Origin of the sequence: Streptomyces capillispiralis (assembly GCF_007829875.1) — a bacterium.
GTDB classification, from domain to species: domain Bacteria; phylum Actinomycetota; class Actinomycetes; order Streptomycetales; family Streptomycetaceae; genus Streptomyces; species Streptomyces capillispiralis.
Genome location: NZ_VIWV01000001.1, coordinates 5,340,028 through 5,364,673 on the forward strand (window position 1 = coordinate 5,340,028; position 24,646 = coordinate 5,364,673).

23 protein-coding genes are annotated in these 24,646 nt (G+C 71.9%); 10 read left to right on the forward strand and 13 right to left on the reverse strand.

The annotated features are described in order from the left end of the window. Nucleotides 1-576: 576 nt before the first annotated feature. From FHX78_RS23205 to FHX78_RS23225, 5 genes are read left to right on the forward strand one after another with little or no spacing between them, the layout of a single operon-like run. The gene (locus FHX78_RS23205; protein WP_145869343.1) at nucleotides 577-792 is read left to right on the forward strand and encodes a hypothetical protein; all 216 of its coding nucleotides are present in this window, start codon (nucleotides 577-579) and stop codon (nucleotides 790-792) included. 21 nt (nucleotides 793-813) lie between these two features. Then, entirely contained in the window at nucleotides 814-1,560 is a 747-nt protein-coding gene (recO, locus tag FHX78_RS23210) for a DNA repair protein RecO (protein WP_145869344.1), read from the forward strand. 36 nt (nucleotides 1,561-1,596) lie between these two features. Next, complete coding sequence (locus tag FHX78_RS23215; RefSeq protein WP_145869345.1) at nucleotides 1,597-2,436, forward strand: isoprenyl transferase; 840 nt, start codon at nucleotides 1,597-1,599, stop codon at nucleotides 2,434-2,436. A 31-nt stretch (nucleotides 2,437-2,467) separates the two neighbouring features. Next, nucleotides 2,468-2,998 carry a YcxB family protein gene (locus tag FHX78_RS23220; RefSeq protein ID WP_145869346.1) on the forward strand — a complete coding sequence of 177 codons (531 nt, stop codon included), beginning with the start codon at nucleotides 2,468-2,470 and terminating at the stop codon, nucleotides 2,996-2,998. Further along, nucleotides 2,995-3,390: a hypothetical protein gene (locus FHX78_RS23225; RefSeq protein ID WP_145869347.1), complete on the forward strand. Its 396-nt coding sequence runs from the start codon at nucleotides 2,995-2,997 to the stop codon at nucleotides 3,388-3,390. The genes FHX78_RS23220 and FHX78_RS23225 overlap by 4 nt, the downstream gene beginning before the upstream one ends. Nucleotides 3,391-3,436: 46 nt before the next feature. Here FHX78_RS23225 and FHX78_RS23230 read toward each other — a convergent pair whose 3' ends face one another. The 4 genes from FHX78_RS23230 to FHX78_RS23245 form a co-directional block, all read right to left on the reverse strand. Further along, nucleotides 3,437-3,859, reverse strand: a complete 423-nt coding sequence (locus tag FHX78_RS23230; RefSeq protein WP_145869348.1) for a Fur family transcriptional regulator — start codon at nucleotides 3,857-3,859, stop codon at nucleotides 3,437-3,439. 62 nt (nucleotides 3,860-3,921) lie between these two features. After that, nucleotides 3,922-4,824: a metal ABC transporter permease gene (locus tag FHX78_RS23235; protein WP_145869349.1), complete on the reverse strand. Its 903-nt coding sequence runs from the start codon at nucleotides 4,822-4,824 to the stop codon at nucleotides 3,922-3,924. Next, nucleotides 4,824-5,591: a metal ABC transporter ATP-binding protein gene (locus tag FHX78_RS23240; RefSeq protein WP_145869350.1), complete on the reverse strand. Its 768-nt coding sequence runs from the start codon at nucleotides 5,589-5,591 to the stop codon at nucleotides 4,824-4,826. Before FHX78_RS23240 ends, FHX78_RS23235 begins: the two co-directional genes overlap by 1 nt. Before the next feature lie 23 nt (nucleotides 5,592-5,614). Then, a complete protein-coding gene (locus FHX78_RS23245; protein WP_145869351.1) occupies nucleotides 5,615-6,643 on the reverse strand; it encodes a metal ABC transporter substrate-binding protein in 1,029 nt (342 codons plus the stop codon). Nucleotides 6,644-6,803: 160 nt separating this feature from the next. Between FHX78_RS23245 and FHX78_RS23250 the strand changes: the two genes are divergently transcribed. Then, the gene (locus FHX78_RS23250) at nucleotides 6,804-8,186 is read left to right on the forward strand and encodes a glycine--tRNA ligase (RefSeq protein WP_145869352.1); all 1,383 of its coding nucleotides are present in this window, start codon (nucleotides 6,804-6,806) and stop codon (nucleotides 8,184-8,186) included. Between the two features lie 117 nt (nucleotides 8,187-8,303). Here FHX78_RS23250 and FHX78_RS23255 read toward each other — a convergent pair whose 3' ends face one another. Then, nucleotides 8,304-8,510 carry a hypothetical protein gene (locus FHX78_RS23255; protein WP_145869353.1) on the reverse strand — a complete coding sequence of 69 codons (207 nt, stop codon included), beginning with the start codon at nucleotides 8,508-8,510 and terminating at the stop codon, nucleotides 8,304-8,306. 145 nt (nucleotides 8,511-8,655) lie between these two features. Then, nucleotides 8,656-10,101, reverse strand: a complete 1,446-nt coding sequence (locus FHX78_RS23260; protein ID WP_145869354.1) for an MFS transporter — start codon at nucleotides 10,099-10,101, stop codon at nucleotides 8,656-8,658. A gap of 108 nt (nucleotides 10,102-10,209) precedes the next feature. Here FHX78_RS23260 and dusB point away from each other — a divergent pair, with 108 nt between their 5' ends. From dusB to FHX78_RS23275, 3 genes are all read left to right on the forward strand, one after another. After that, a complete protein-coding gene (gene dusB / locus FHX78_RS23265; RefSeq protein ID WP_145869355.1) occupies nucleotides 10,210-11,364 on the forward strand; it encodes a tRNA dihydrouridine synthase DusB in 1,155 nt (384 codons plus the stop codon). 568 nt (nucleotides 11,365-11,932) lie between these two features. Next, nucleotides 11,933-14,680: a pyruvate, phosphate dikinase gene (gene ppdK / locus FHX78_RS23270; RefSeq protein WP_373313055.1), complete on the forward strand. Its 2,748-nt coding sequence runs from the start codon at nucleotides 11,933-11,935 to the stop codon at nucleotides 14,678-14,680. Between the two features lie 418 nt (nucleotides 14,681-15,098). Then, nucleotides 15,099-15,767 (forward strand): hypothetical protein, encoded by a 669-nt coding sequence (locus tag FHX78_RS23275; RefSeq protein ID WP_145869357.1) that lies wholly within the window; start codon nucleotides 15,099-15,101, stop codon nucleotides 15,765-15,767. 34 nt (nucleotides 15,768-15,801) lie between these two features. Here the strand turns inward: FHX78_RS23275 and FHX78_RS23280 are convergent, their stop codons facing one another. The 6 genes from FHX78_RS23280 to FHX78_RS23305 form a co-directional block, all read right to left on the reverse strand. Beyond that, entirely contained in the window at nucleotides 15,802-16,245 is a 444-nt protein-coding gene (locus FHX78_RS23280) for an LAETG motif-containing sortase-dependent surface protein (RefSeq protein WP_145869358.1), read from the reverse strand. 160 nt (nucleotides 16,246-16,405) lie between these two features. Beyond that, nucleotides 16,406-17,563: an alkaline phosphatase PhoX gene (locus FHX78_RS23285; RefSeq protein WP_145869359.1), complete on the reverse strand. Its 1,158-nt coding sequence runs from the start codon at nucleotides 17,561-17,563 to the stop codon at nucleotides 16,406-16,408. A 131-nt stretch (nucleotides 17,564-17,694) separates the two neighbouring features. Further along, a complete protein-coding gene (locus FHX78_RS23290) occupies nucleotides 17,695-18,642 on the reverse strand; it encodes an SMP-30/gluconolactonase/LRE family protein (RefSeq protein ID WP_145869360.1) in 948 nt (315 codons plus the stop codon). A gap of 127 nt (nucleotides 18,643-18,769) precedes the next feature. Continuing rightward, nucleotides 18,770-19,120, reverse strand: a complete 351-nt coding sequence (gene nirD, locus FHX78_RS23295; RefSeq protein WP_145869361.1) for a nitrite reductase small subunit NirD — start codon at nucleotides 19,118-19,120, stop codon at nucleotides 18,770-18,772. Beyond that, nucleotides 19,117-21,723, reverse strand: coding sequence for a nitrite reductase large subunit NirB (nirB, locus tag FHX78_RS23300; RefSeq protein WP_145869362.1), 2,607 nt, complete (start codon nucleotides 21,721-21,723; stop codon nucleotides 19,117-19,119). Before nirB ends, nirD begins: the two co-directional genes overlap by 4 nt. Further along, nucleotides 21,723-22,940 (reverse strand): NAD(P)/FAD-dependent oxidoreductase, encoded by a 1,218-nt coding sequence (locus tag FHX78_RS23305; protein ID WP_145869363.1) that lies wholly within the window; start codon nucleotides 22,938-22,940, stop codon nucleotides 21,723-21,725. The genes nirB and FHX78_RS23305 overlap by 1 nt, the downstream gene beginning before the upstream one ends. Before the next feature lie 195 nt (nucleotides 22,941-23,135). On the opposite strand from FHX78_RS23305, the gene FHX78_RS23310 reads away from it, so the two are divergent. Beyond that, nucleotides 23,136-23,918, forward strand: coding sequence for a sulfite exporter TauE/SafE family protein (locus FHX78_RS23310; protein ID WP_145869364.1), 783 nt, complete (start codon nucleotides 23,136-23,138; stop codon nucleotides 23,916-23,918). A gap of 35 nt (nucleotides 23,919-23,953) precedes the next feature. Here the strand turns inward: FHX78_RS23310 and FHX78_RS23315 are convergent, their stop codons facing one another. After that, nucleotides 23,954-24,604, reverse strand: coding sequence for a class F sortase (locus tag FHX78_RS23315; protein ID WP_145869365.1), 651 nt, complete (start codon nucleotides 24,602-24,604; stop codon nucleotides 23,954-23,956). Nucleotides 24,605-24,646 lie beyond the last annotated feature (42 nt).

Sequence of the window (24,646 nt, forward strand, 5' to 3'; positions counted from 1 at the left end):
AAACGGCTTCCAACATAAATGCGCGAATCCCCGCATCACCGCAACACATCCAATTAAGACTCCCGAATAATCCTGTTCGAACCGCAATCGCCAACCGCACCCACCCCGCCCCCACTCCGCGCCCACCCCGCACCCTCCTCGCCCCCGACGTCACCCCCGCACCTGACCCCACCTGCGCGGAACTCCGCCTTCACCCCGCCGTCACCCCTCCGCGCCGAAGAACTCCCACCCGCCCGGCACGAAACCGTTGGCCAAAACCAATCCCCGTGTGCCGACCCGCACGTGTAGTGCACAAGATCCTGCCGAGTGTAGGCCTGACACGGCATTCTGGGCGTGCGAAGAGTAAAACCGGAAAAGCGAGGGGATCACCGTGAAGGCACGACACTCGGCGCCCCGCGCCGAAGAAGTGGAGGAAGTGGTGAAGGAATTGCGGGCGGTACTCGCTGAAGCCGGAATTTCCCTGCTGTCACTGGGGCTGGACCCGGTGAGTCTTGCGTGGGAGGCGCCCCGCCCGCTCGTCGCACCGGGGCGGCGCCCCCCGCGCACCGCACGCCGCACCGCCGCGGCGGTGATGCGGTGAAGCCGCCCGTCGGCGCGTACGTCGTGGACACCCGGACCGAACGGATCGGCATCGTCATGGGGCATGAGGGGCCCTACGTCCAGCTGAGACCGTACGGCGGCGGCCGCGAGTGGGACGCCCACCCGGGGGCCGTCCGGCACGCGACGCCCGCCGAGCGGCTGCGCGCGGCGACGGCGTACGCCAACGCCCGCAGTCGCGGTGAGGTGCCTTGAACGTAGGCGACAATGGACGCCATGAGTCTGTTCCGCGACGACGGCATCGTGCTGCGCACCCAGAAGCTGGGTGAGGCGGACCGGATCATCACCCTGCTCACCCGCGGTCACGGGCGGGTACGCGCCGTGGCGAGGGGCGTGCGCCGGACGAAGTCCAAGTTCGGTGCGCGCCTCGAACCGTTCTCGCACGTCGACGTGCAGTTCTTCTCCAAGGGCAGCGAGCTGATCGGCCGCGGCCTCCCGCTGTGCACCCAGAGCGAGACCATCGCGCCGTACGGCGGCGGCATCGTCACCGACTACGCGCGCTACACCGCCGGGACGGCCATGCTGGAGACCGCCGAGCGGTTCACCGACCACGAGGGCGAGCCGGCGGTCCAGCAGTACCTGCTGCTCGTCGGCGGGCTGCGGACACTCGCCCGCGGCGAGCACGCCCCGCACCTCGTCCTCGACGCGTTCCTGCTGCGCTCCCTCGCCGTCAACGGGTACGCGCCCAGCTTCACCGACTGCGCGAAGTGCGGGATGCCCGGACCGAACCGGTTCTTCTCGGTCGCCTCGGGCGGTTCCGTCTGCGTCGACTGCCGGGTGCCCGGCAGCGTCGTACCCTCACCGCAGGCCCTGGAGCTCCTCGGAGCGCTGCTCACGGGAGACTGGGGGACCGCCGACGCCTGCGAGGCGCGGTACGTGCGGGAGGGCAGCGGCCTGGTCTCCGCCTACCTGCACTGGCACCTGGAGCGCGGACTGCGCTCGCTGCGGTACGTCGAGAAGTAAGCCACACAGCAACCAGCCGAAGGAGACGAGAAGCACATGGTGGTACGCGGGTTCCTGGGGCGGCAGCGCCGGGAGTACAGGACACCGGAACCGCACCCCTCCGGCGCGCGGCCCCCGAAGATCCCCGGGGAGCTGGTCCCGAAGCATGTGGCGATCGTCATGGACGGCAACGGCCGGTGGGCGAAGGAGCGGGGACTGCCGCGCACCGAGGGGCACAAGGTCGGGGCCGAGCGGGTGCTGGACGTGCTGCAGGGCGGCGTCGAGATGGGCGTGGGCGCCATCTCCCTGTACGCCTTCTCCACCGAGAACTGGAAGCGCTCGCCGGACGAGGTGCGCTTCCTGATGAACTTCAACCGCGACTTCATCCGCAAGACCCGGGACCAGCTCGACCAACTGGGCATCCGGGTGCGCTGGGTCGGGCGGATGCCCAAGCTGTGGAAGTCCGTGGCCAAGGAACTCCAGATCGCCCAGGAGCAGACGAAGGACAACGACCGGCTGACGCTGTACTTCTGCATGAACTACGGCGGGCGCGCGGAGATCGCGGACGCCGCGCAGGCGCTCGCTGAGGACGTGCGGGCCGGACGGCTCGACCCGTCGAAGGTCAACGAGAAGACGCTGCAGAGGTACATGTACTACCCGGACATGCCGGACGTGGACCTGTTCCTGCGGCCGAGCGGTGAGCAGCGCACGTCCAACTACCTGCTCTGGCAGAGCGCGTACGCGGAGATGGTCTTCCAGGACGTGCTGTGGCCGGACTTCGACCGCCGCGACCTGTGGCGGGCCTGCCTCGAATTCGCCTCCCGCGACCGGCGGTTCGGCGGCGCCATCCCCAACGAGGAACTGCTGGCCATGGAGGGCAGGCAGTCCGAGGGCTGACCCCCAGGGACAGGACGTTAGGGTTCCGCCCATGGTTCACCAGGGGCGGGACATCATTCAGGACAGCGGCACCGAGGCCGTCGAGCTGGTCTACCGGCCGACGCGCGCCGACGTCCTCCAGGGCATCCGGGTCCGTGAACGCGTGCGCGGAGTGGCGCCGGCGCGGTGGATATTCGTCGTGCTGTTCGCCGGATTCGCCGCGTTCACCGCGCTCGGAGGCGTGGACGCCGCGGTGCTGACCGCGCTGTCGCTGCTGACCGCGGTCCTGATCGGGGCCACGCCCCGGATCCAGGCCAACCAGGTGTTCCGGGCCGTCTCCTGGCAGGGCGAGTACCGCGTCACGGTGACCGACGCGGGGATCACCGTCGAGACCGGGCACACGACGCTGGTGCAGCGCTGGACGCTGTTCCGCGGCTACCGCGAGACCTCCGAGCACGTGGTGCTGCTCAGCCGCGACCCGGGCATCCTGGTGGTGGAGGTCGAGCCCAAGCGCGGTCTGCGCGGCGAGGAGGACCTCGACCGCCTGCGGACCCTGCTCGACCGGCACGTCGCCCGCGTATGACGGCTCCGCGTACGACGGCTGCTCCCGCCACCGGGGCCTCCCGGGTCGCGCGCGGGTGTGCGGCGGCGGTCGCGTTCCTCTTCGCGGGGGCGGCCGTGCTGCTCGCCTTCGGCAGCACGGTCGAGATGGAGTCCTTCCCGGGGCTGCGGGAGAACCTGGCGCCGCTCGCCGTGTACCTGCTGGTGTTCGCCGTGCCGGCGGCCGCCGCCGGACTGGCGATGGCCGGGTGGCGGTCCGCAGCGGGATGGGCGGCCGCCGCGGTCGTCGGTGTCCTCGTCGCGGTGCGGCTGTGGACGCTCGCGCCGATGCTGCACTGCTGGTCCCACGACAGCGTGGGCAGGAACGACGACGGCTCGTACCACTGCGTGAACCGCGGCGACATGCTCCCCTGAGAAGCGGCCGCCGCCGCGGCCTCGGCCGGCCGCCGCGCGCGCGGCGTCAGCCCGCGTTCGCCGCCGCCGCGCACTCCGCGCAGGTGCCGAAGACCTCGACGGTGTGCGCCACGTTGACGTAGCCGTGTTCGGCGGCGACGGCCTCGGCCCACTTCTCCACGGCCGGGCCCTCCACCTCCACGGCCTTGCCGCAGCTGCGGCAGACCAGGTGGTGGTGATGGTCGCCGGTGGAGCAGCGGCGGTAGACGGACTCGCCGTCGGCGGTGCGCAGAACGTCGACCTCACCGGCGTCGGCGAGGGACTGCAGGGTGCGGTAGACCGTGGTGAGCCCGACCGAGTCGCCCTTGTGCTTGAGCATGTCGTGCAGTTCCTGCGCGCTGCGGAACTCGTCGACCTCCTGAAGGCACGCCGACACGGCGGCACGCTGCCGGGTGGAGCGGCCCTTCACGGGCGGTCCTGCGGTCGTCACGGGAATGCCTCCTCACATCTGGCCTCTGCCCGGGCCATTGTGCCAGCCCGGCCGGAGGGCAGTCAGGCGCCGACCCCGTCGCGCTCCGTGCGGCCGGCCGGAATGGCGCACTCGGCGGGATCACCGCCGGGCTGCGCGGCGGCCAGGGCCCGGGCGCGGCGCCGGGTCAGCGGGGTGGCCAGCGCGGTCAGCGCGATGAACGCGCCGATGGTCAGCAGCACGATCGTCGCACCGGGCGGCACGTCCTGGTAGTACGAGGTGACGGTGCCGCCGAGGGTCGTGCTCACGCCGATGGCGACGGCGATGGCGAAGGTGGCGGCGAAGCTGCGGGTGAGCTGCTGGGCCGCCGCGACGGGCACCACCATGAGCGCGCTCACCAGCAGCAGGCCGACCACGCGCATCGCGACCGAGACGGTCACGGCGGCGGTGATCGCCGTCAGCAGGTTCAGGAACCGCACCGGCAGGCCCGTCACCCGGGCGAACTCCTCGTCCTGGCTGACCGCGAACAGCTGCCGGCGCAGACCGACGGTGATCAGCACGACGAAGGCGGCCAGCAGGCAGATCGCGGTGACGTCGGACGCGGAGACCGTGGACAGGGAGCCGAAGAGGAACGACGACAGGTTCGTGGTGGAGCCGCCGGGGGCGAGGTTGATGAACATCACGCCGCCCGCCATACCGCCGTAGAAGAGCATCGCGAGGGCGATGTCGCCGCGGGTCCTGGCGTACCAGCGGACCAGCTCCATGAAGACGGCGCCGAAGACGGAGACCAGCGTCGCCATCCACACCGGGGACCAGGAGAGCAGGAAGCCGAGGCCGACGCCGGTCATGGCGACGTGGCCGATGCCGTCGCCCATGAGGGCCTGGCGGCGCTGCACGAGGTAGATGCCGACGGCGGGGGCGGTGATGCCGACCAGGACGGCGGCGAGCAGCGCCCGCTGCATGAAGGCGTAGTCGAGGATCTCCATCAGCTGAGCAGTCCCGTGCGGATCGGTTCGGTGCCCGCCGGCGCGTGCGGGTGGACGTGGTCGTGGCCGGGCAGCGCGTGCTGGCCGACGGCCTTCGGGGGCGGGCCGTCGTGCAGGACGCAGCCGTCGCGCAGGACGACCGCCCGGTCGATCAGGGGCTCTAGCGGGCCCAGTTCGTGCAGGACGAGCAGGACGGTGGCGCCCTCGGCGACCTGGTGGCGCAGTGTGTCGGCGAGGACGTCCTGGCTGACCAGGTCGACGCCCGCCATCGGCTCGTCCATGATCAGCAGTTCGGGTCCGGCGGCGAGGGCGCGGGCGATCAGGACGCGCTGGTGCTGGCCGCCGGAGAGGGCGTCGACCGAGTCCTTGGCGCGGTCCGCCATGCCGACCAGCTCCAGCGCGTCGCGCACCGCCTCGCGGTCGGCCTTGCGGAAGACGCCGAAGCGGGTGCGGGCCAGGCGGCCGGAGGAGACGACCTCGGTCACCGTGGCCGGGACGCCGCCCGCGGCGGTGGTGCGCTGCGGGACGTAGCCCACCCGCGCCCAGTCGCGGAAGCGGCCCTGCGGGGTGCCGAACAGCTCGATCTCGCCGGCGCTGACCGGCACCTGGCCGATGACGCCGCGCACGGCCGTCGACTTGCCCGAGCCGTTGGCGCCGAGCAGGGCGACGACCTCACCGCGGTGCACGGTGAGGTCGATGCCGCGCAGGACGGGGCGCGAACCGAGTTCTGCGCGGACGCCGCGCAGGGCGATGACGGGCTCCGTCATGCTGCCCTCCTCCGATGGGTCGGTCACTTGGCTCCCAGGGCCGTCCGCAGGGCCTTGAGGTTGGCCTCCATGACCTGGAAGTAGTCGTCGCCGCGGGACTCGTCGGTGATGCCCTCGAGCGGGTCGAGGACGTCCGTCTCGAGTCCGGCGTCGCCGGCGAGGGTCTTGGCGGTCTTGTCGCTGACGAGCGTCTCGTAGAACACGGTGGTGACGCCGTCGGCCTTGGCCATCTTCTCAAGTTCCTTCACGCGGGCGCCGCTGGGCTCGGACTCGGGGTCCAGGCCGCTGATGGCCTCCTCGGTCAGGCCGTAGCGCTCGGCGAGGTAGCCGAAGGCGGCGTGCGTGGTGATGAAGACGTCGGTCTTCCTGTCCCGCAGGCCGGTCTTGAAGGTGGTGTCGAGGTCGTTCAGCTTGCCGACCAGGGCCTCGGTGTTCTTCTTGTAGTCGGCGGCGTGGTCGGGGTCGGCCTTCTCGAAGGCCTTGCCGACGCCCTCGGCGACCTCGGCGTACTTCACCGGGTCCAGCCAGATGTGGGGGTCCTTGCCGCCCTCCGTCTCGTGGCTGTGGCCGTGCTCCTCCTCGGCGTGCTCGCCGGCGTGCTCCTCCTCGGCGTGCTCGTCCTCGTGGGCGTGCTCGTCGGCGGACTCCTCCGCGTGACCGCCGACCTCGGCGCCGTGCTCCTCCAGGGAGGTCAGGGTGGCCGCGTCGATCTTCGTCCTGACCTCGGACTGGCCGATGGCCTCGTCGACGGAGGGCTGGAGGCCCTTGAGGTAGAGCGCCGCGTCGGACTCCTGGAGCTGCGCGGTCTGCTTGGCGCTGATCTCCAGGTCGTGCGGCTCCTGGCCGGGCTCGGTGAGGCTGGTGACGTTGACGTGGTCGCCGCCGATCTGCTCGGCGAGGAAGGCCATCGGGTAGAACGACGCGACGACGTCGAACTTGTCGGTGCCGCCCGCGGCCGCGCTGTCGGAGGAACAGGCGGTCAGCGTTCCGAGGCCGAGTGCGGTGACCGCCGCCAGCGCGGCCCCGGATATGTGGTGTCGTCGTACGTTCATGACACTCATTTTCAACAAATATGGAAACCGTTGTCAACAAAGCACGTGAGAGGCCTGTAGGGGGCACCGATTTGGTCGAGGGGCAGCCCCCGCCGGTAACCTGAAGCATTCGCTGGAAGCATCTCGCTTCGTCGCCCGTCGTCGTAATGAAGAGAGCACCGTGGCCGCCGACAAGATCGACACCATCGTCAGCCTGAGCAAGCGCCGTGGCTTCGTTTTCCCTTGTAGTGAGATCTACGGCGGCCAGCGTGCCGCCTGGGATTACGGGCCGCTGGGTGTCGAGCTCAAGGAGAACCTCAAGCGCCAGTGGTGGCGCTACATGGTCACGTCGCGCGAGGACGTCGTCGGTATCGACTCGTCCGTCATCCTGGCCCCCGAGGTGTGGGTGGCCTCCGGCCACGTCGCCACCTTCACGGACCCGCTGACCGAGTGCACCTCCTGCCACAAGCGGTTCCGCGCGGACCACTTGGAGGAGGCGTACGAGGAGAAGAAGGGCCACGCCCCGGAGAACGGCCTCGCCGACCTCAACTGCCCCAACTGCGGCAACAAGGGCACCTTCACCGAGCCCAAGCAGTTCTCGGGTCTGCTCTCCACCCACCTCGGCCCGACGCAGGACTCCGGCTCCATCGCCTACCTGCGCCCCGAGACCGCCCAGGGCATCTTCACCAACTTCGGCCAGGTGCAGACCACTTCGCGCCGCAAGCCGCCGTTCGGCATCGCCCAGATGGGCAAGTCCTTCCGCAACGAGATCACGCCCGGCAACTTCATCTTCCGCACCCGCGAGTTCGAGCAGATGGAGATGGAGTTCTTCGTCAAGCCGGGCGAGGACGAGCAGTGGCAGGAGTACTGGATGGAGCAGCGCTGGAACTGGTACACCGGCCTGGGCCTGCGCGAGGAGAACATGCGGTGGTACGAGCACCCGAAGGAGAAGCTCTCCCACTACTCCAAGCGCACCGCTGACATCGAATACCGCTTCTCGTTCGGCGGCAGCGAGTGGGGCGAGCTGGAGGGTGTCGCCAACCGCACCGACTACGACCTCTCCGCCCACTCCAAGGCCTCCGGCCAGGACCTCTCCTACTTCGACCAGGAGGCCGGCGAGCGCTGGACGCCGTACGTCATCGAGCCGGCGGCCGGTGTCGGCCGGGCGATGCTCGCCTTCCTGCTCGACGCCTACGTCGAGGACGAGGCGCCCAACGCCAAGGGCAAGATGGAGAAGCGGACCGTGCTGCGGCTCGACCACCGCCTCGCCCCGGTCAAGGTCGCGGTGCTCCCGCTGTCCCGCAACGCCGACCTGTCCCCGAAGGCCAAGGGTCTCGCCCAGGCGCTGCGGCAGAACTGGAACATCGACTTCGACGACGCCGGCGCCATCGGCCGCCGTTACCGCCGGCAGGACGAGATCGGTACGCCGTTCTGCGTCACCGTCGACTTCGACACCCTGGACGACAACGCGGTGACCGTGCGCGAGCGCGACACCATGAAGCAGGAGCGCGTCTCGCTGGACCAGATCGAGGGCTACCTCGCGTCCCGGCTGATCGGCTGCTGACGGTCCTGCGTCCCGCGCCGTAGTACGCGGCCTCCGCCCACCCTCCTCCGACTCGGTCGGCCGGGGGGTGGGCGTCTTCGTGCGCCGGACGCGCGGTGAGCCCGCGCGCCTGAGCGCTCACGGCTCCGACGGGTCCACCGTCGCCTGGTGCGCCCGGACCAGATGCTCCCGCGCCTTGGGCCACGGCAGGAACGGGGCGCCCCTGCGCCAGCCGCACGTGTCGCATCTGAGCGTGCGCTGCACACCGGTGCGTTCGACCCGTACGACGTGTTCGCGGCCGTGCAGGTCCCAGCGGCTGACCTTGCTCGTGTCGATCCGCGGCATGAATCCTCCGGCGTCGGGGGGTGATGTCGCCCTACGTCTGCCCCCGTTCGGGGACGACAAGGAGTGTGCGGCGAGAACGGCACGATCCGGAGATGTGCGGCACCACCGGACCGCATGCGTGGGCGGGCACCACGAGTTGGGCCGGTCAGACGTCCGCCGGGGTGGCCCGGCGGGTCTCCGGCGAGGTCAGCCGCCCGGCCGTGCGCTCCGCGGTGGCGCGGGCCCAGCGGCCCGAGGTCAGGGCGCCCACCAGCAGGACCGACAGACCGCACGCGGCGAGGATCCACCAGCCGGGCCGCGCGGCCGGCACGAACGCGTCCGCGTACGACGAGGAGCCGACGCCCGCCGCCAGCACCGCGCCGACCACCGCCACGCCCAGCGTCTGGCCGAGCTGGCGGCTGGTGGAGGCGACCGCCGAGGCCACCCCGGCCTGCGCGGTCGGCATGCCGGAGACGGCCGTGTTGGTGATGGGGGCGTTGACGAAGCCGAAGCCGATGCCGAACAGGACGTAGCCGAGGAACAGGGTGGTGTCCGACGTCTCGGCCTCGAAGAGGGCGAAGAGGAGCCCGCTGGCCGTCATCGCGCCGCCCGCGACCAGCAGCGGCAGGCGCGGGCCCCGGCTGCCGACCAGCCGGCCGGACAGCGGGGCGCACAGGAACGTGGGGACGGCCATCGGGAGCATCCACAGGCCCGCCTCCAGGGCGCTCAGGCCCCGGACGTTCTGGAGGTACAGCGTGGACAGGAACAGGAACCCGCCGAGCGCCGCGAACGCGCTCACCGCGATCACGGTGGCCCCGCTGAACGGGGCGGAGCGGAAGAACCGCAGGTCGATGAGGGGTTCGGGGCGGCGCGGCTCGTAGCGCAGGAGGGCGAGCAGGGCGGCGAGGGCCACGGCGGCGAAGGGGGCGGTCACCGCGAGGGCGGCGTGCGGGGCCTCGATGATCGCGTACGTGAGGGAGCCGAAGAGGACGATCACCAGGAGCTGGCCCACCGGGTCCGGGCGGCGCGCCTTCGGCGCGCGGGACTCCGGGACGAAACGCCAGGTGAGCAGCAGCGCGGCCAGCCCCACCGGCAGGTTGATCCAGAAGATGGCGCGCCAGCCGACCGACTCCACCAGCAGCCCGCCGACCAGGGGACCGGCGGCCATCGAGATGCCGACGACCGCGCCCCACGCACCGATCGCGCGGGCCCGCTCGCGCCGGTCGGTGAAGGTGTTGGTGATGATCGACATGGCGACCGGGTTCAGCATCGAGCCGCCCACCGCCTGCACCGTACGGAACGCCACCAGCGACGGCAGGTCCGGCGCGAGCGAGCACAGCACCGAGCCGAGGGTGAAGACCACCAGGCCCGCCATGAACACCCGTCTGCGGCCGATCCGGTCGGCGGTGGAGCCCGCGAGCATCAGCAGCGACGCCAGGACGAGGGTGTACGCGTCGATGGTCCACTGCAGGCCCGAGGTGCTCGCGTGGAACTCCCGCTGCATGGCGGGCAGGGCGACGTTCAGGACCGTGTTGTCCAGGCTCACGATCAGCAGGCTCATGCAGCAGATCGCGAGCACCAGCATGCGACGGCCGTGGCTGAGCTCGGGCATGGGCGCCATCGTACGCCCGCTTCGATAGTGCGTCTAACTAATGACCGCTACACGGTCCCCGGGTCCGGGCCGTGCCGGGCAGTCCGCGGCATGCGGGACAATGGGGCCATGTCCACGCCCCTGTCGACGACGAACCCGTCCCTGCGGATCGGCCCGCACGCGGTGCAGCCGCCCGTCGTCCTGGCCCCCATGGCCGGGATCACCAACGCCCCGTTCCGGACGCTGTGCCGGGAGTTCAGCGGGGGCAAGGGGCTGTTCGTCAGCGAGATGATCACCACCCGGGCGCTGGTCGAACGCAACGACAAGACGATGCAGCTGATCCGCTTCGACGCGAGCGAGAAGCCCCGCTCCATCCAGCTGTACGGCGTCGACCCGGCGACCGTCGGCAAGGCCGTCCGCATGATCGCGGAGGAGGACCTCGCCGACCACATCGACCTCAACTTCGGCTGCCCGGTGCCCAAGGTGACCCGCAAGGGCGGCGGCTCGGCCCTGCCCTACAAGCGCAACCTGCTGCGGTCCATCCTGCGCGAGGCCGTCGCCGGCGCCGGGGACCTGCCGGTGACGATGAAGATGCGCAAGGGCATCGACGACGACCACCTCACCTACCTGGACGCCGGACGGATCGCGGTGGAGGAGGGCGTGACCGCCATCGCGCTCCACGGCCGCACCGCCGCCCAGCACTACGGCGGCACCGCCGACTGGGAGGCGATCGCCCGGTTGAAGGAGCACGTCCCGGAGATCCCGGTGCTCGGCAACGGCGACATCTGGTCGGCCGAGGACGCGCTGCGGATGGTGCGCGAGACGGGCTGCGACGGCGTGGTCGTGGGCCGGGGCTGCCTGGGCCGGCCGTGGCTGTTCGCGGATCTGGTGGCGGCGTTCGAAGGGCGCGCGCAGGACCTCGCGCGGCCCGCGCTCCGGGAGGTCGCGGACGTGATGGTCCGGCACGCCACGCTGCTCGGCGAGTGGATCGGCGACGAGGCGCGCGGGGTGATCGACTTCCGCAAGCACGTTGCCTGGTACCTGAAGGGCTTCGCGGTCGGCTCCGAGATGCGCAAGCGCCTCGCGGTCACGTCCTCGCTGGCACAGCTGCGGGCGGGACTGGACGAGCTGGACCTCGACCAGCCCTGGCCCACCGGCGCCGACGGCCCCCGCGGCCGGACGTCCGGGAACAACCGCGTGGTGCTGCCGGACGGCTGGCTGAAGGACCCGTACGACTGCGCGGGCGTGACCGAGGACGCGGAGCTCGACACCTCCGGCGGCTGAACGGCGCTCCGGGAGGGGGTCCGCGGCATCGAGCCGCGGGCCTCCTTTCCGCTGTCCCGGCCGGTGGTGGGGCGGACCCGGCGTGGGGGCCCGGGTCCGCCCCCGTTCCGTACGGACGGGGCGGCCGGTGTGTTCATCCGTCGGGCGCGGCGCGGTGCCGCCGCCGGGTCGGCGGGTCGGGCCGGGAGCGGTCCGCATGGTGAAATCCGCCCCGGTGTGGCAGCGTGATTCTCGCCACCCTTGATAAGGGTTGCGCTCACATGAGCGGATCTCGGGCGGTTGCACTTCTCAAAGGGTGGCACTGAGTGCCATCTCTTGATCGTTCATCGAGCGAAATCAAACGTGGAGTTTGCCGCTCGAATGAGCACCTGGAGGGTCGTGTCGGGAGTCCCGCGTTCAAGAAGTGAAAACACATGGCTGGGATCGCTTGCCAAGCTTTGACTTTCGATCCGCTGGCGGACGAGTGGTTACAGGCGCATGACGCACAAGTGGACGTACCCATGTGCCTTTGATCTGGGTACATTCCTCGCCGTCAGGGCAGCCACCGCGTCCTCGAGGAGTCGGACCCGTGTCGGAAAACAAAGATCCCCACGTAGCTCAGCCGGGCACGAGCGTTGAGGGCGTGAAGTTCGTCTACGACTTCACCGAAGGCAACAAGGACCTCAAGGACCTCCTCGGCGGCAAGGGCGCCAACCTCGCCGAGATGACCAACCTGGGCCTCCCCGTCCCGCCCGGCTTCACCATCACCACCGAGGCCTGCAAGACCTACCTCGACAGTGGCGAGGAACCGGCGGCACTGCGTGACGAGGTGAGTGCGCACCTCGACGCCCTCGAAGCGACCATGGGCAAGAAGCTCGGGCAGGCCGACGACCCCCTCCTCGTGTCGGTCCGCTCCGGGGCCAAGTTCTCCATGCCCGGCATGATGGACACCGTCCTCAACATCGGCCTCTCCGACAAGTCGGTGCAGGGCCTGGCCCGGCAGGCCGGCGACGACCGGTTCGCCTGGGACTCCTACCGGCGCCTCATCCAGATGTTCGGCAAGACCGTCCTCGGCGTCGACGGCGAGCTGTTCGAGGACGCGCTGGAGGCGGCGAAGACGGCCAAGAAGGTCACCGTCGACACCGAGCTGGAGGCCGCCGACCTCAAGAAGCTCGTCACCAAGTTCAAGAAGATCGTCAGGACCGAGGCCGGGCGGGACTTCCCGCAGGACCCGCGCGAGCAGATGGACCTCGCCATCAAGGCCGTCTTCGACTCCTGGAACGGCGACCGCGCCAAGCTCTACCGCCGCCAGGAGCGCATCCCGCACGACCTCGGCACAGCGGTCAACGTCTGCTCCATGGTCTTCGGCAACCTCGGCCCCGACTCCGGCACCGGTGTCGCCTTCACCCGCGACCCCGCCTCCGGCCACCAGGGCGTCTACGGCGACTACCTCCAGAACGCGCAGGGCGAGGACGTCGTCGCCGGCATCCGCAACACCGTGCCGCTCGCGGAACTGGAGTCGATCGACAAGAAGTCCTACGACCAGCTGATGCAGATCATGGAGACGCTGGAGAACCACTACAAGGACCTCTGCGACATCGAGTTCACCATCGAGCGCGGCCAGCTGTGGATGCTCCAGACCCGCGTCGGCAAGCGCACGGCGGGCGCGGCCTTCCGCATCGCCACGCAGCTGGTGGACCAGGGCCTGATCGACGAGGCCGAGGCGCTGACCCGCGTCAACGGCGCGCAGCTCGCCCAGCTGATGTTCCCGCGCTTCGACGAGGACGCGAAGGTCGAGCAGGTGGGCCGCGGCATCGCCGCCTCCCCGGGCGCGGCCGTCGGCAAGGCGGTCTTCGACTCCTACACCGCCGTCAAGTGGTCGCGCTCCGGTGAGAAGGTCATCCTGATCCGCCGCGAGACCAACCCCGACGACCTCGACGGCATGATCGCGGCCGAGGGCATCCTCACCTCCCGCGGCGGCAAGACCTCCCACGCGGCCGTGGTCGCGCGCGGCATGGGCAAGACCTGCGTCTGCGGCGCGGAGGAGCTGGAGGTCGACACCAAGCGCCGCCGGATGACCGTCCCCGGCGGGCACGTCGTCGAGGAGGGCGACGTCGTCTCCATCGACGGCTCGTCCGGCAAGGTCTACCTGGGCGAGGTCCCGGTCGTCCCCTCCCCGGTCGTCGAGTACTTCGAGGGCCGGATGCACCCGGGCGCCGACGACGCCGACGAGCTGGTCGAGGCCGTGCACCGGATGATGGCCTTCGCCGACCGCAAGCGCCGGCTGCGGGTGCGCGCCAACGCCGACAACGCCGAGGACGCCCTGCGCGCCCGCCGTTTCGGCGCCCAGGGCATCGGCCTGTGCCGCACCGAGCACATGTTCCTCGGCGACCGGCGCGAGCTGGTCGAACGCCTGATCCTCGCCGACACCGAGGCCGAGCGCGAGGAGTCCCTGAAGGCCCTGCTGCCGCTCCAGAAGCGGGACTTCGTGGAACTCTTCGAGGCGATGGACGGCCTGCCGGTCACCATCCGCCTGCTCGACCCGCCGCTGCACGAGTTCCTGCCCGACATCACCGAGCTGTCGGTCCGCGTCGCCCTCGCCGAGTCCCGCCAGGAGCCGCACGAGAACGAACTGCGTCTCCTCCAGGCCGTACACCGCCTGCACGAGCAGAACCCGATGCTGGGCCTGCGCGGTGTCCGTCTCGGCCTGGTCATCCCGGGCCTGTTCACCATGCAGGTGCGGGCCATCGCGGAGGCCGCCGCCGAGCGCAGGGCCGCCAAGGGCGACCCGCGCGCGGAGATCATGATCCCGCTGGTCGGCACCGTCCAGGAGCTGGAGATCGTCCGCGAGGAGGCCGACAAGGTCATCGCCGAGGTCGAGGCCGCCACCGGCACGGAACTCAGGCTGGCCATCGGCACGATGATCGAGCTGCCGCGCGCCGCGCTGACCGCCGGCCAGATCGCGGAGGCGGCGGAGTTCTTCTCCTTCGGCACCAACGACCTCACCCAGACGGTGTGGGGCTTCTCCCGGGATGACGTGGAGGCCAGCTTCTTCACCGCCTACCTGGAGAAGGGCATCTTCGGGGTGTCGCCGTTCGAGACGATCGACAAGGACGGCGTCGGCTCCCTGGTGAAGCTCGCCGCCCGGGCCGGCCGCGCCACCCGCCCCGACCTGAAGCTCGGCGTCTGCGGCGAGCACGGCGGCGACCCCGAGTCGGTCCACTTCTTCCACGAGGTCGGCCTGGACTACGTCTCCTGCTCCCCGTTCCGCATCCCGGTCGCCCGACTGGAGGCCGGCCGCGCGGCGGTCACCTCGGCGGGCAGCGACCACCGCTGACCCCCTCCGGGGCGGCGCGAAGCCCCGGAGCCGTTGCCTGTCACCCGACCACCCTCACCGATCGGCAACGGCTCCGGACCACGAAGGAGAGGGCGGCACCCGTGCGGGGGTGCCGCCCTCCCGTCGTTCCCCGTGCTGGACGTCGTCGGCGAGAATCGTGCGGCCGCCGCGGACGAGGCCCGGCAGGAGACAGCGCGTCAGGCCGAACGGGTTTCCCTGCCCCGGTTCAGCGGGCTGCCCCGTCGGGGTGCGCCGTGGCGGCCGACGGAGCAGTGGCACCGTCCCCGACCTGCCCTGCACCGCCCCAACGGCTGTGCTGTCGAGCACTCCGCACCGGCGTCGTGGCAGCCCCGGCGGGCTGTAGTGTCTCGTGCCGGACTCACGGAGCCGCCGTGGTGGGGGAGTGCAGGGAGCAGCAGTGCCACTGGGAATACGCAGGAGCAGCATCAGGCCGCTGAGTGCCATGGGCGGGTACGCCGTCGACCCCTGGCGGTCGTTCCGGCGCACGGTCGGGGCGGTGCTCTTCGGGTGGGCCGCCGCGGCCGTCACCGCGGGGGCGTCCTACCTGGCGCTGCGCTGGGTGTGGGTGCCCATTGCCGTGGGGGTTCCGCTGTGTCTGGCGTTCGCCGTGTTCCTGATGCTGCTCCATCGTGCGGGGTGGATCGCCCTGCTGTCGTTCGTGCCGGGGCTGTTCGTCCTCGTCGGGGCCGTCCAGTACGCGCCCGAGGCGGCGTTGGAGCTGCGCGGGGTGCGCGAGAGCGTGGTGATCGTGGCGGACAGTGTGGACGAGACCGGTGGTGACAACCACCGGTTCACGCTGCGTACGGCGGAGGGCGAGGAGTTGGCGGAGCGGCTCACCCACAACGGTGACGGCTCGGGTCTGGAGGTGGGGGACCGGCTCGATGTCCTCCGTGACCCGGAGGGTGTGGCGCCCATGGAGCAGGCGGACGAGGTGGACGCGGCGGGGCGGCTGAGTGGTCTGATCGGCGGCCTCGTGGCGTGGACGCTCCTGGCGCTGCTCGCCGGGCGGCGCGGGCATGTGCGCCGCCGGCGCGGGAAGACCGACTCCCTGTTGCTGTCCCTGTAGGGGCGGGGGGAGCCGGTCTGTGCGCGGGACGGTGTCAGTCGGAGCCGCCGCGTCGCCTGCGGGCCGCGATCATCACGCCGCCGCCCAGCAGGACGACGGCCGCGCCGCCGGCCGCGATGTACGGGGTGGCGTCGCTGCCGCCGGTCTCGGCGAGGTCGGTGCCGCCGCCCTGCTCCTCGCTGCCGGAGCCGGTGTCCTCCGTGGTCCCGGTCCCGGCGTCGTCGCCGGTGTCGGTCCCGGTCTCCTCGTGGGGCGTGAAGTCCGCGGGCGGCTTGTCGCAGCCGATGCCGTCGCCGTCGCGGTCCAGGTGCTTGCCGTAGTGGGGGCTGGACGCGGGGATGTGGGCGTGCCCGTTCGCGTACGCCTCGGAGCAGTTCTCGAACGGGGTGTTGCCGCCGTGTGCCGTCGCGGTGGCCGGTACGGCGGCCAGGGCGAGTGCGGCGAGGACCGCGGCGGCGGAGGTACGGATCGGGTTCATGGTGAGGAGCCCCCCAGATCGGGCGATTGCGTGTGCTTGGTGCGAGCGTGACGAAGCTACTGGGGGGCTCGTGCCCTGTGGGGCGTATGAAAAGCCTGTGATGCGAACGTGATGTGACCGGAGAGTAGCTCTCCGCTATCGGGCTGCCGTCACCCCGGCGTCACACCCGGAACGGTCCCGTCACCTCGTACGTGATGCCCCCCGATGAACTCCCGCTCGTGCCGCGCTGGCTGGAGAAGTACAGGCGGCTGCCGTCCGGGGAGAAGGCGGGGCCGGTGATCTCGGAGCCCGACTGGCCGGCGATGCGCAGGAACGGGGCCACCACGTCGTCGGGGGTGATGACGCAGATCTCCATGTTCCCGCCGTCCTCGGCCACGAAGAGGTCGCCGGAGGAGGTGCCGGTGACGTTGTCGACGCCGGTCAGGGGAGCGGTGCCGCCCGTCACCAGTGAGTCGTCGTAGGCGAGGGCGAGGGTCTGGGCGGCCGCGTCGTACTGCCAGACGCGGTTGTCGCCCTTGGTGGTGAACCAGCAGGTGTCGTTGGCGTAGTAGCAGCCCTCGCCGCCGTTGAAGCGCTTGGCGCCGGAGACCTGGGCGCGGGTGGCGGTGGCGCCCGACGGGTCGGGGACCCGCGCCCAGCTCACCGGGCCGCTGGTGCCGCTGCCGGCGACCAGCACCTCCAGCGTGCCCGACGACAGATCGCCCCAGGTGGTGGGCCGGAAGCGGTAGAAGCAGCCGTCCGACACGTCCTCGGTCAGGTAGATCACCCCGCGGACCGGGTCGGCGGCCGCCGCCTCGTGCTTGAAGCGGCCCATGGCGTCACGGCGGACGGCCGCCTTCACGCCCCACGGGTCGGTCTCGTAGACGTACCCCCGGTCCACCTCCTCGCAGGACAGCCAGGTGTTCCAGGGGGTCTTCCCGCCCGCGCAGTTCTGCCGGGTGCCGGACAGGACGCGGTACGCGCCCGTGATGGCGCCGGTGGCCGAGAACTTCAGCGCGCTCGCCCCGCCCGAGGGGTTGATCTCCGAGTTGGAGACGTAGATCCAGCCCGAGCCGTCGGCGTAACAGGCCCCGCCGTCGGGGGCGTTGTGCCAGGTGTACGAGGTGCCGGTGACCGTTCTGCCGGAGCGGGCCACGACCCGGCTGGTGAACCCGGCGGGGAGGCTGACGCCGTTGGCGTCCGCCGCCCCGAGCGGGCCGTAGGGGCCGGTGCCGGGCTGGGCGGGGGCGGCGTACGCCGCGCCGCGCCACAAGGTTCCGCCGAACACGGCGGAGGTGCCGCCTACGGCGGTCGCACGAAGGAAGGTACGACGTTCCACTGTCGCTCCAAGAGGTGCCGTGACCGTCCCGCCGCCGGTCGGCGGCGGGGGCGTGCGAGCAGCGAACCTAGGGGAGCGGAATGGACGCCTCATGACCGGGGCCGTACCAGCGGATGACCATCACGGCGGGCCTACAGGGGCACGGCCACCGCCGTGAACGTCGTCTGCGGGGTCTGCGGGCTGGTGAAGCGCGCGTTGACCAGGTAGAGGCGGTCGCGGAAGCGGGCGGCGGTGGCGGGCACGTCGAAGCGCGGGTCGGTGATCGAGCGGCGCAGGGTCGCCGTCGTGGCCCCGGCGTCCAGGTCGAACACGGTGACCACGTTCAGCCGGTTCTGCACGACGTACAGGGTGCGGCCGACACGGACCAGGCCGTCGCCGTTGACCACGCTCTCCGCCCCGGACAGGGCGATGCGGGTGGCGCGCCCGGTGCGCGGGCACACCCGGTACAGCTCGCCCGGGGTGCTCTTGACCACGATCACCTCGCGGCCGTCGGGCGTGCTCACGATGCCGTTGGCGTTGTTGACGTCCGGCAGCTGCTCCCAGTCGCCGGTGAGCGGCAGCGCGCGGACGGTGCCGCCCCGGCCGCGCGGAACGCCGTACAGGACCGCGTCGCGGGAGTCGGTGAACCAGGCGCGGTCCCGGAGGAGCACGACGTCGTTGACGAAGTGGCCGGTGGGCGCGGTGAGTTCGTACGTCGTGCGCAGCTCGCCGGTGCGGGCGTCCACGAGGCGGGCGGTGCCGCCCGCGCCGCCGGCGACGTACAGCAGGCCGTCGTCGCCCAGCTTGAGGCCGATGGCCGCCAGGCCGGGGGCGCCCCCGTGCAGGACGGCGCCCCGGCCGGTGCGCAGGTCGGTGCGGTGGATCGCGCCGTTGGCGCGGGAGCCCATGTAGGCGTACGGCGCGCTGCCGATGGTGATGCCCTCGGGCAGCCAGCCGTCGGGCAGCGGGAACTCGGTCGGCCAGGGGTGCGCGCGGTGGGCGGCCCGCGCGGTGCCGGAGCCGGCCGCCACCGCGAACGCGGCGACGGCGGCACCGCCGAGCAGGGCGCGCCGGGAGGGTCGGGACTGCTGGGGGGTCATGGTGGGGGCCTCCGTGACGGATGGGGTGGGGCCTGACACGGGTGGGGCGGTACCGATGTAACCCGATGACCCCGCCCGCCGGGCGGAACGACCCGGACCCGACAGGAATCCGACAGGCCCCGCGCCCTCAGGCCGCCCTCACCTCGTACGCCGTCACCCGGACCGTCTCGTCGTCCAGGCACGCGCCCGACTCCAGGTCGAAGCGCTGCTTCAGGAGCGGGGAGGCGACGAACGGGCGGTCTCCGTGGGTGCCGGTCAGGCCGCGGGAGAGGACCGCGGCGCCGGTGAAGGGGTCCCGGTTGTCGATGGCGTAGAGGCGGCCGGTGCGGTCGGCGAAGACGGCGGCCTGCCGGCCGTCGGGGAGCAGCGCGGCCACGCCCCGGCCGGGGAGCAGCGCGCTCAGGTCGCAGACCGTGAACCAGTCCTCCGCCAGGCGGAGCCGCACCTTCAGATCGGTGGTCTCGGGTGCCAGGGTCATCGCGTGGCGCTTCCTTCCAGGAGGTCGTCGGCGGGGCGCAGGCCGATGTTCAGCAGCGGCAGGTCGGGCTTGATCTGGTCGCGCTCGGGGACGAAGGCGACCACCGGGTCGGGGGTGTCGGGCGCGTTCACGAAGGACACGAACCGGGCGAGCTTCTCCGGGTCGTTGATGGTCTCGGCCCACTCGTCGCGGTAGTGGGAGACATGGGCGGCCATCAGCGCCTCCAGCTCGTCGCAGATCCCGAGCGCGTCGTGGACGACCACGTCCCGGACGTGGTCCAGGCCGCCGGGGATCCGGTCCAGCCACACGCTGGTGCGCTCCAGCCGGTCGGCGGTGCGGATGTAGAACATCAGGAACCGGTCGATCAGGCGGATCAGCTCGGCGTCGGAGAGGTCCTGCGCGAGCAGGTCGGCGTGGCGCGGGGTGGCGCCGCCGTTGCCGCCGACGTACAGGTTCCAGCCGCCCGCGGTGGCGATGACGCCGAAGTCCTTCGACTGGGCCTCGGCGCACTCGCGCTGGCAGCCGGAGACCGCCGACTTCAGCTTGTGCGGCGACCTGAGCCCCCGGTAGCGCAGCTCCAGGTCGATCGCCATGCGCACGGAGTCCTGCACGCCGTACCGGCACCAGGTCTGTCCCACGCAGGACTTCACCGTGCGCAGCGACTTGCCGTAGGCGTGGCCGGACTCGAAGCCGGCGTCGACCAGGCGGGCCCAGATGACGGGCAGTTGCTCGACCCGCGCGCCGAACATGTCGATGCGCTGACCGCCGGTGATCTTCGTGTAGAGGCCGAAGTCGCGGGCGATCTCGCCGATCACGATCAGCTTCTCCGGGGCGATCTCGCCGCCGGGGATGCGGGGCACGACCGAGTACGAGCCGTTCTTCTGCAGGTTGGCCAGGAAGTGGTCGTTGGTGTCCTGGAGCGCCGCCTGCTCGCCGTCCAGGACGTGGGTGGCGGCGCCGATCGTCGGGGCGAGGGAGGCGATGATCGAGCCGACCGTCGGCTTGCACACCTCGCAGCCCTCGCCGCCCCGGGCGCCCTCACGGCCGTACCGGTCCAGTAGCTCCCGGTAGGAGGTGATGCGCAGGGCGAGGACGATCTCGTACAGCTGCTCGCGGGTTTGGGCGAAGCAGCCGCACAGGCCCTTGTCGACCTCGACGCCGCTCGCCTCCAGCTCGGCGTTGACCAGCTGGCCGAGTACCTTGACGCAACTGCCGCACGTGGTACCGGCCTTGGTGCACTTCTTCACCTCGGGCACGGTGGTGCACCGGTGCTCGGTGACGGCGCCGCGGATCGTGCCCTTGGTGACGTTGTTGCAGGAGCAGATGATCGCGTCGTCCGGCAGCGCGGCCGGGCCGAGCTGCGCGGGCGCCCCGGCGCCGGCCGGCAGCACCAGCGACTCGGGGGAGACCGGCGGGACCGAGCCGGTGAACGCCTTCAGCGTGCCGTACGCCTCCGCGTCGCCCACCAGGATGCCGCCGAGCAGGGTGCCGTCGCGGCCGATGACCAGCTTCTTGTAGAGGCCGGCGCGCGAGTCGGAGTAGACGACGTCCAGGCAGTCCTCGGCCGTGCCGTGCGCGTCGCCGAAGGAGGCCACGTCCACGCCGAGCAGCTTCAGCTTGGTGGACAGGTCCGCGCCGGTGAAGGACGCCTCGTCGGCGGCGATCGTCGCGGCGGCCGTCTCGGCCTGCTCGTACCCGGGGGCGACCAGGCCGTACACCCGGCCGTCGGCGGCCAGCGCGCACTCGCCGATCGCGAAGACGTGCGGGTCGGCGACGGTGCGGCACTGCTCGTCGACCGCGATGCCGCCGCGCTCGCCGACCGTCAGACCGCAGTCGCGGGCGAGCTGGTCGCGGGGGCGGACCCCGGCGGAGAACACCACCAGGTCGGTGGCGAGTTCGGAACCGTCGGACAGCCTCATCCCGGTGACCGCGCCGTCCTCGCCGACCACGATCTCCTGCGTGCCGACGCCGGTGTGGACGGACAGGCCCATCTCCTCGATGGTGCGCAGCAGCGCGGCGCCGCCGCCCTCGTCGACCTGGACGGGCATCAGCCGGGGCGCGAACTCCACGATGTGGGAGGTGAGTCCGAGGCCCTTGAGCGCGCCCGCCGCCTCCAGGCCGAGCAGGCCGCCGCCGACCACGGCACCGGTCGTCGACGTCTTCGCGTACTCCTCGATCGCGAGCAGGTCCTCGATCGTGCGGTAGACGAAACAGCCCTCGGCGTCCTTGTTCGGCACGGGCGGCACGAACGGGAAGGAGCCGGTGGCCAGGACCAGGACGTCGTAGCCGACGACGAGACCGGACCGGGCCGTCACCGTCCGCGCCGCGCGGTCGACCGCTTCCGCCGGGTCGCCGACGTGCAGCTCGATGCCGTGCTCCGCGAGGAACGCCGGGTCCGTCATGGACAGGTCCTCGGGGGTCTTCCCCGAGAAGTACGAGGTGAGCGCCACGCGGTCGTACGCCGGACGCGGCTCCTCGCACAGCACGACCACGCGGTGGGTGGCGGTCAGGCCGCGCTCGGCGAGTGCCTCCAGGAAGCGCTGGCCGACCATGCCGTGGCCGACGAGCACGATCGTGGGGGATGCCCCCGGGGTGGCGGTCATCAGGAGCCTCCATCGTTGGTGAGCAGGTGGAGCAGGGGCCCGCCGCCGGAGGGGAGCGGCTCTGCTCCCTCCCAGGCGCGCGCGAGCGCGCCGACGGTGCCCAGTTCGCCGACGAGGACCCCGCCGACCAGGCGGTCGTCACGGACGACGACCTTGCGGTAGGTGCCCCGGGTGGCGTCGGTGAGCTGCACGACGTCGTCGCCCGGCAGCGCGTCGGTCTCGCCGAACGCGGCGAGGTCGAAGGGGCTGTCGGGGCCGGTGAGCGTGAGCCGGGTCAGGGAGCGGGTGCCGGTGTAGCGGGCGGCGGTGTCCCCGGCGAGCAGCGCGGCGAGCGCGTCGGCCTGCTCCAGCGCCGGGGCGGCCAGCCCGTACACGGTGCCGGCGTGCTGGACGCAGTCGCCGACGGCGTGGACGTACGGGTCGGAGGTGCGCAGCTCGTCGTCGACGACGATGCCCTTGCGGACCTCCAGCCCGGCCGCCTTGGCGAGACCGGCCCTCGGGTGCACCCCGCAGGCCAGCACCACGAGGTCGGCGTCGAGGGCGTAGCCGTCGGCCAGCTCCACCGAGCGGACGGCGCCGCCGACGCAGCGCACGTCCCGCACCCGGCACTCCGTGTGCACCTCCACGCCGAGGTCGGCCAGGTGCCGCCCGACCAGCGCGGACGCGGCCGGGTCGAGCTGCCGCTCCATCAGCCGCTCGGACTGCTGGGCGAGGACGACCTGCGCGCCGCGCACGGCGAGCGCGCGGGCCGCCGAGACGCCGAGCAGCCCGCCGCCGATCACCACCGCCCGCACCCCCGGCCGTACCGCCTTGGCCAGGCCCAGGCAGTCGTCCATGGTGCGGAACGCGTGCACGCCCTCGGGCAGTTCGTGGTCCTCGGTGAACAGGCCGCGCAGCGGCGGCAGGACGGGGTTGGAGCCGGTGGCCAGGACGAGCCTGTCGTATGCGATCACGGAACCGTCCGCGCAGGCGACGGTCCGCCCGGCGCGGTCGATGCCGGTGACCCGGGCCCGGGTCAGCTCCGCGGGCGCCGGGAGGGCGATCACCTCGGGGCTGTAGCGCCCGGCCAGCACCTCGGCGAGCAGCACCCGGTTGTAGGGCCGGTGCTCCTCCTCGCCGATCAGCGTCACGGGCGTGCCGAGCTCGCCGAGCCGGCGGGCGAGTCGTACGCCCGCGAGGCCGGAGCCGATCACCACCACACGCTCATTCGAGGTCATGACATCGAGCGTGCGGTGCGGGTGTTACCCGGCGGCATCACCTCTGTTTCCCGTGCGGAACGCTGCCCTCAGCGGGTCGGCGGGGTGGATGTGAGGGTTCCGGGCGGCCGGCGGGGCGCCGCTGTGAGGAGGGCAACCTCAATAAACGCTCATCTTGATGGACGGCACATCTATCGCGTCCCTAGGGTCGTGACCATGCCCGACATCTCCCTGACCATGGTCGTCCTGCTCTGCCTGGCCGCCCTCGCCGCGGGCTGGATCGACGCCGTGGTCGGCGGGGGCGGGCTGCTGCTCCTGCCGGTCCTGCTGCTCGGCCTGCCCGCCGGGACGCCGGCCGCGCACGCCCTGGGCACCAACAAGGCGGTGGCGATCGTGGGCACCACGGGCGCCGCGGTCACCTACGCCCGCAAGGCACCGGTCGACGTGAGGACCGCCGTGCGCATCGGACTGGCCGCCCTCGCCGGTTCGTCGGCCGGGGCGTTCTTCGCGGCCGGGATGAGCACCGAGGTCCTCAAGCCGGTCATCATGGTGGTGCTGCTCGCCGTCGCGGCCTTCGTCATCCTGCGCCCCGCCTTCGGCACGGCCCCCGCCACCGGCCCGGCGACCCCGCGCCGGATCCTCGCGGCGATCGGCCTGGCCGGGCTCGGCATCGGCTTCTACGACGGTCTGATCGGCCCCGGCACCGGCACGTTCCTGGTGCTGGCGCTCACCGCCGTGCTGCACCTGGACCTGGTCACCGCCTCCGCCACCGCCAAGATCGTCAACTGCTGCACCAACGCCGGCGCGCTCGCCACCTTCGCCTGGCAGGGCGCGGTGCTGTGGCAGCTGGCCGCCGTGATGGCCGTGTTCAACCTGGCGGGCGGCACCCTCGGCGCCCGCACGGCGCTGAAGAAGGGCAGCGGGTTCGTCCGGATCGTCCTGCTGACGGTCGTCTTCGCCCTGGTGGCGAACCTGGCGTACGAGCAGTGGCTCGCCTGAGCGGTGCCCGCCCGTCGCCCCGGCCCGGGGACCGTTCAGTGGCTGCCCGTCAGATGGGCGTACACGACGACGTTCCCCCGGTAGCCGGTCGTCGGTGAGTAGTCGCCGCCGCAGGTGATGACCCGCAGCTCGGGGCGGTCCGCCGCGCCGTAGACCTTCGCGTCGGGGAACTCCCGCGCGTCGTACACCTCGACGGCGTGCACGGTGAACTCGGCGACGCCGCCGTCCCGCCGGTCCACCTCGATGGTGCTGCCCTTGCGCAGCGCGCCGAGGGAGTAGAAGACGGCCGGACCGTCGGCGTTGTCGACGTGGCCCGCGATGATCGCGGTGCCGGTCTCGCCCGGGGTGGTGCCCGCCTCGTACCAGCCGGCGAGGTTCTCGCGGCCGGGGGGCGGGACGTCGAGGCTGCCGGTGCCCGTCAGGCCCAGGCCGATCAGGGGCGCGTCCACGTCGATCGCGGGGATGCGGACCCGGTCGGGCGCGGAGGGCGTCAGCGCGGCCGCCGCGGACCGGCCCGCGCCGTGGCCGCCGGCCCCGGTGTGCGCCTGGGCGGCGGAGGGCTGCGGCGGGGAGTGCGCCCCGGTCCCGTCGCGCAGCAGCCACATCCCGCAGCACAGGGCGACCACGGTGACGGAGGCTATGACGGCGTTGCCCGGACCCCCGGTCCGGCGGAACCTGCGGCGCATCACGGACGGACCTCCTGTCGAGTCGGCCCCGTGCCCCCTCCG

Coding starts and splice junctions, on each gene's coding strand:
- recO (WP_145869344.1), top strand. CDS start 814: ATGAGTCTGTTCCGCGACGACGGCATCGTGCTGCGCACCCAGAAGCTG.
- FHX78_RS23215 (WP_145869345.1), top strand. CDS start 1,597: ATGGTGGTACGCGGGTTCCTGGGGCGGCAGCGCCGGGAGTACAGGACA.
- FHX78_RS23220 (WP_145869346.1), top strand. CDS start 2,468: ATGGTTCACCAGGGGCGGGACATCATTCAGGACAGCGGCACCGAGGCC.
- FHX78_RS23225 (WP_145869347.1), top strand. CDS start 2,995: ATGACGGCTCCGCGTACGACGGCTGCTCCCGCCACCGGGGCCTCCCGG.
- FHX78_RS23235 (WP_145869349.1), bottom strand. CDS start 4,824: ATGGAGATCCTCGACTACGCCTTCATGCAGCGGGCGCTGCTCGCCGCC.
- FHX78_RS23240 (WP_145869350.1), bottom strand. CDS start 5,591: ATGACGGAGCCCGTCATCGCCCTGCGCGGCGTCCGCGCAGAACTCGGT.
- FHX78_RS23245 (WP_145869351.1), bottom strand. CDS start 6,643: ATGAACGTACGACGACACCACATATCCGGGGCCGCGCTGGCGGCGGTC.
- FHX78_RS23255 (WP_145869353.1), bottom strand. CDS start 8,510: ATGCCGCGGATCGACACGAGCAAGGTCAGCCGCTGGGACCTGCACGGC.
- FHX78_RS23260 (WP_145869354.1), bottom strand. CDS start 10,101: ATGCCCGAGCTCAGCCACGGCCGTCGCATGCTGGTGCTCGCGATCTGC.
- dusB (WP_145869355.1), top strand. CDS start 10,210: ATGTCCACGCCCCTGTCGACGACGAACCCGTCCCTGCGGATCGGCCCG.
- FHX78_RS23280 (WP_145869358.1), bottom strand. CDS start 16,245: ATGAACCCGATCCGTACCTCCGCCGCCGCGGTCCTCGCCGCACTCGCC.
- FHX78_RS23290 (WP_145869360.1), bottom strand. CDS start 18,642: ATGACCCCCCAGCAGTCCCGACCCTCCCGGCGCGCCCTGCTCGGCGGT.
- nirD (WP_145869361.1), bottom strand. CDS start 19,120: ATGACCCTGGCACCCGAGACCACCGATCTGAAGGTGCGGCTCCGCCTG.
- nirB (WP_145869362.1), bottom strand. CDS start 21,723: ATGACCGCCACCCCGGGGGCATCCCCCACGATCGTGCTCGTCGGCCAC.
- FHX78_RS23305 (WP_145869363.1), bottom strand. CDS start 22,940: ATGACCTCGAATGAGCGTGTGGTGGTGATCGGCTCCGGCCTCGCGGGC.
- FHX78_RS23310 (WP_145869364.1), top strand. CDS start 23,136: ATGCCCGACATCTCCCTGACCATGGTCGTCCTGCTCTGCCTGGCCGCC.
- FHX78_RS23315 (WP_145869365.1), bottom strand. CDS start 24,604: ATGCGCCGCAGGTTCCGCCGGACCGGGGGTCCGGGCAACGCCGTCATA.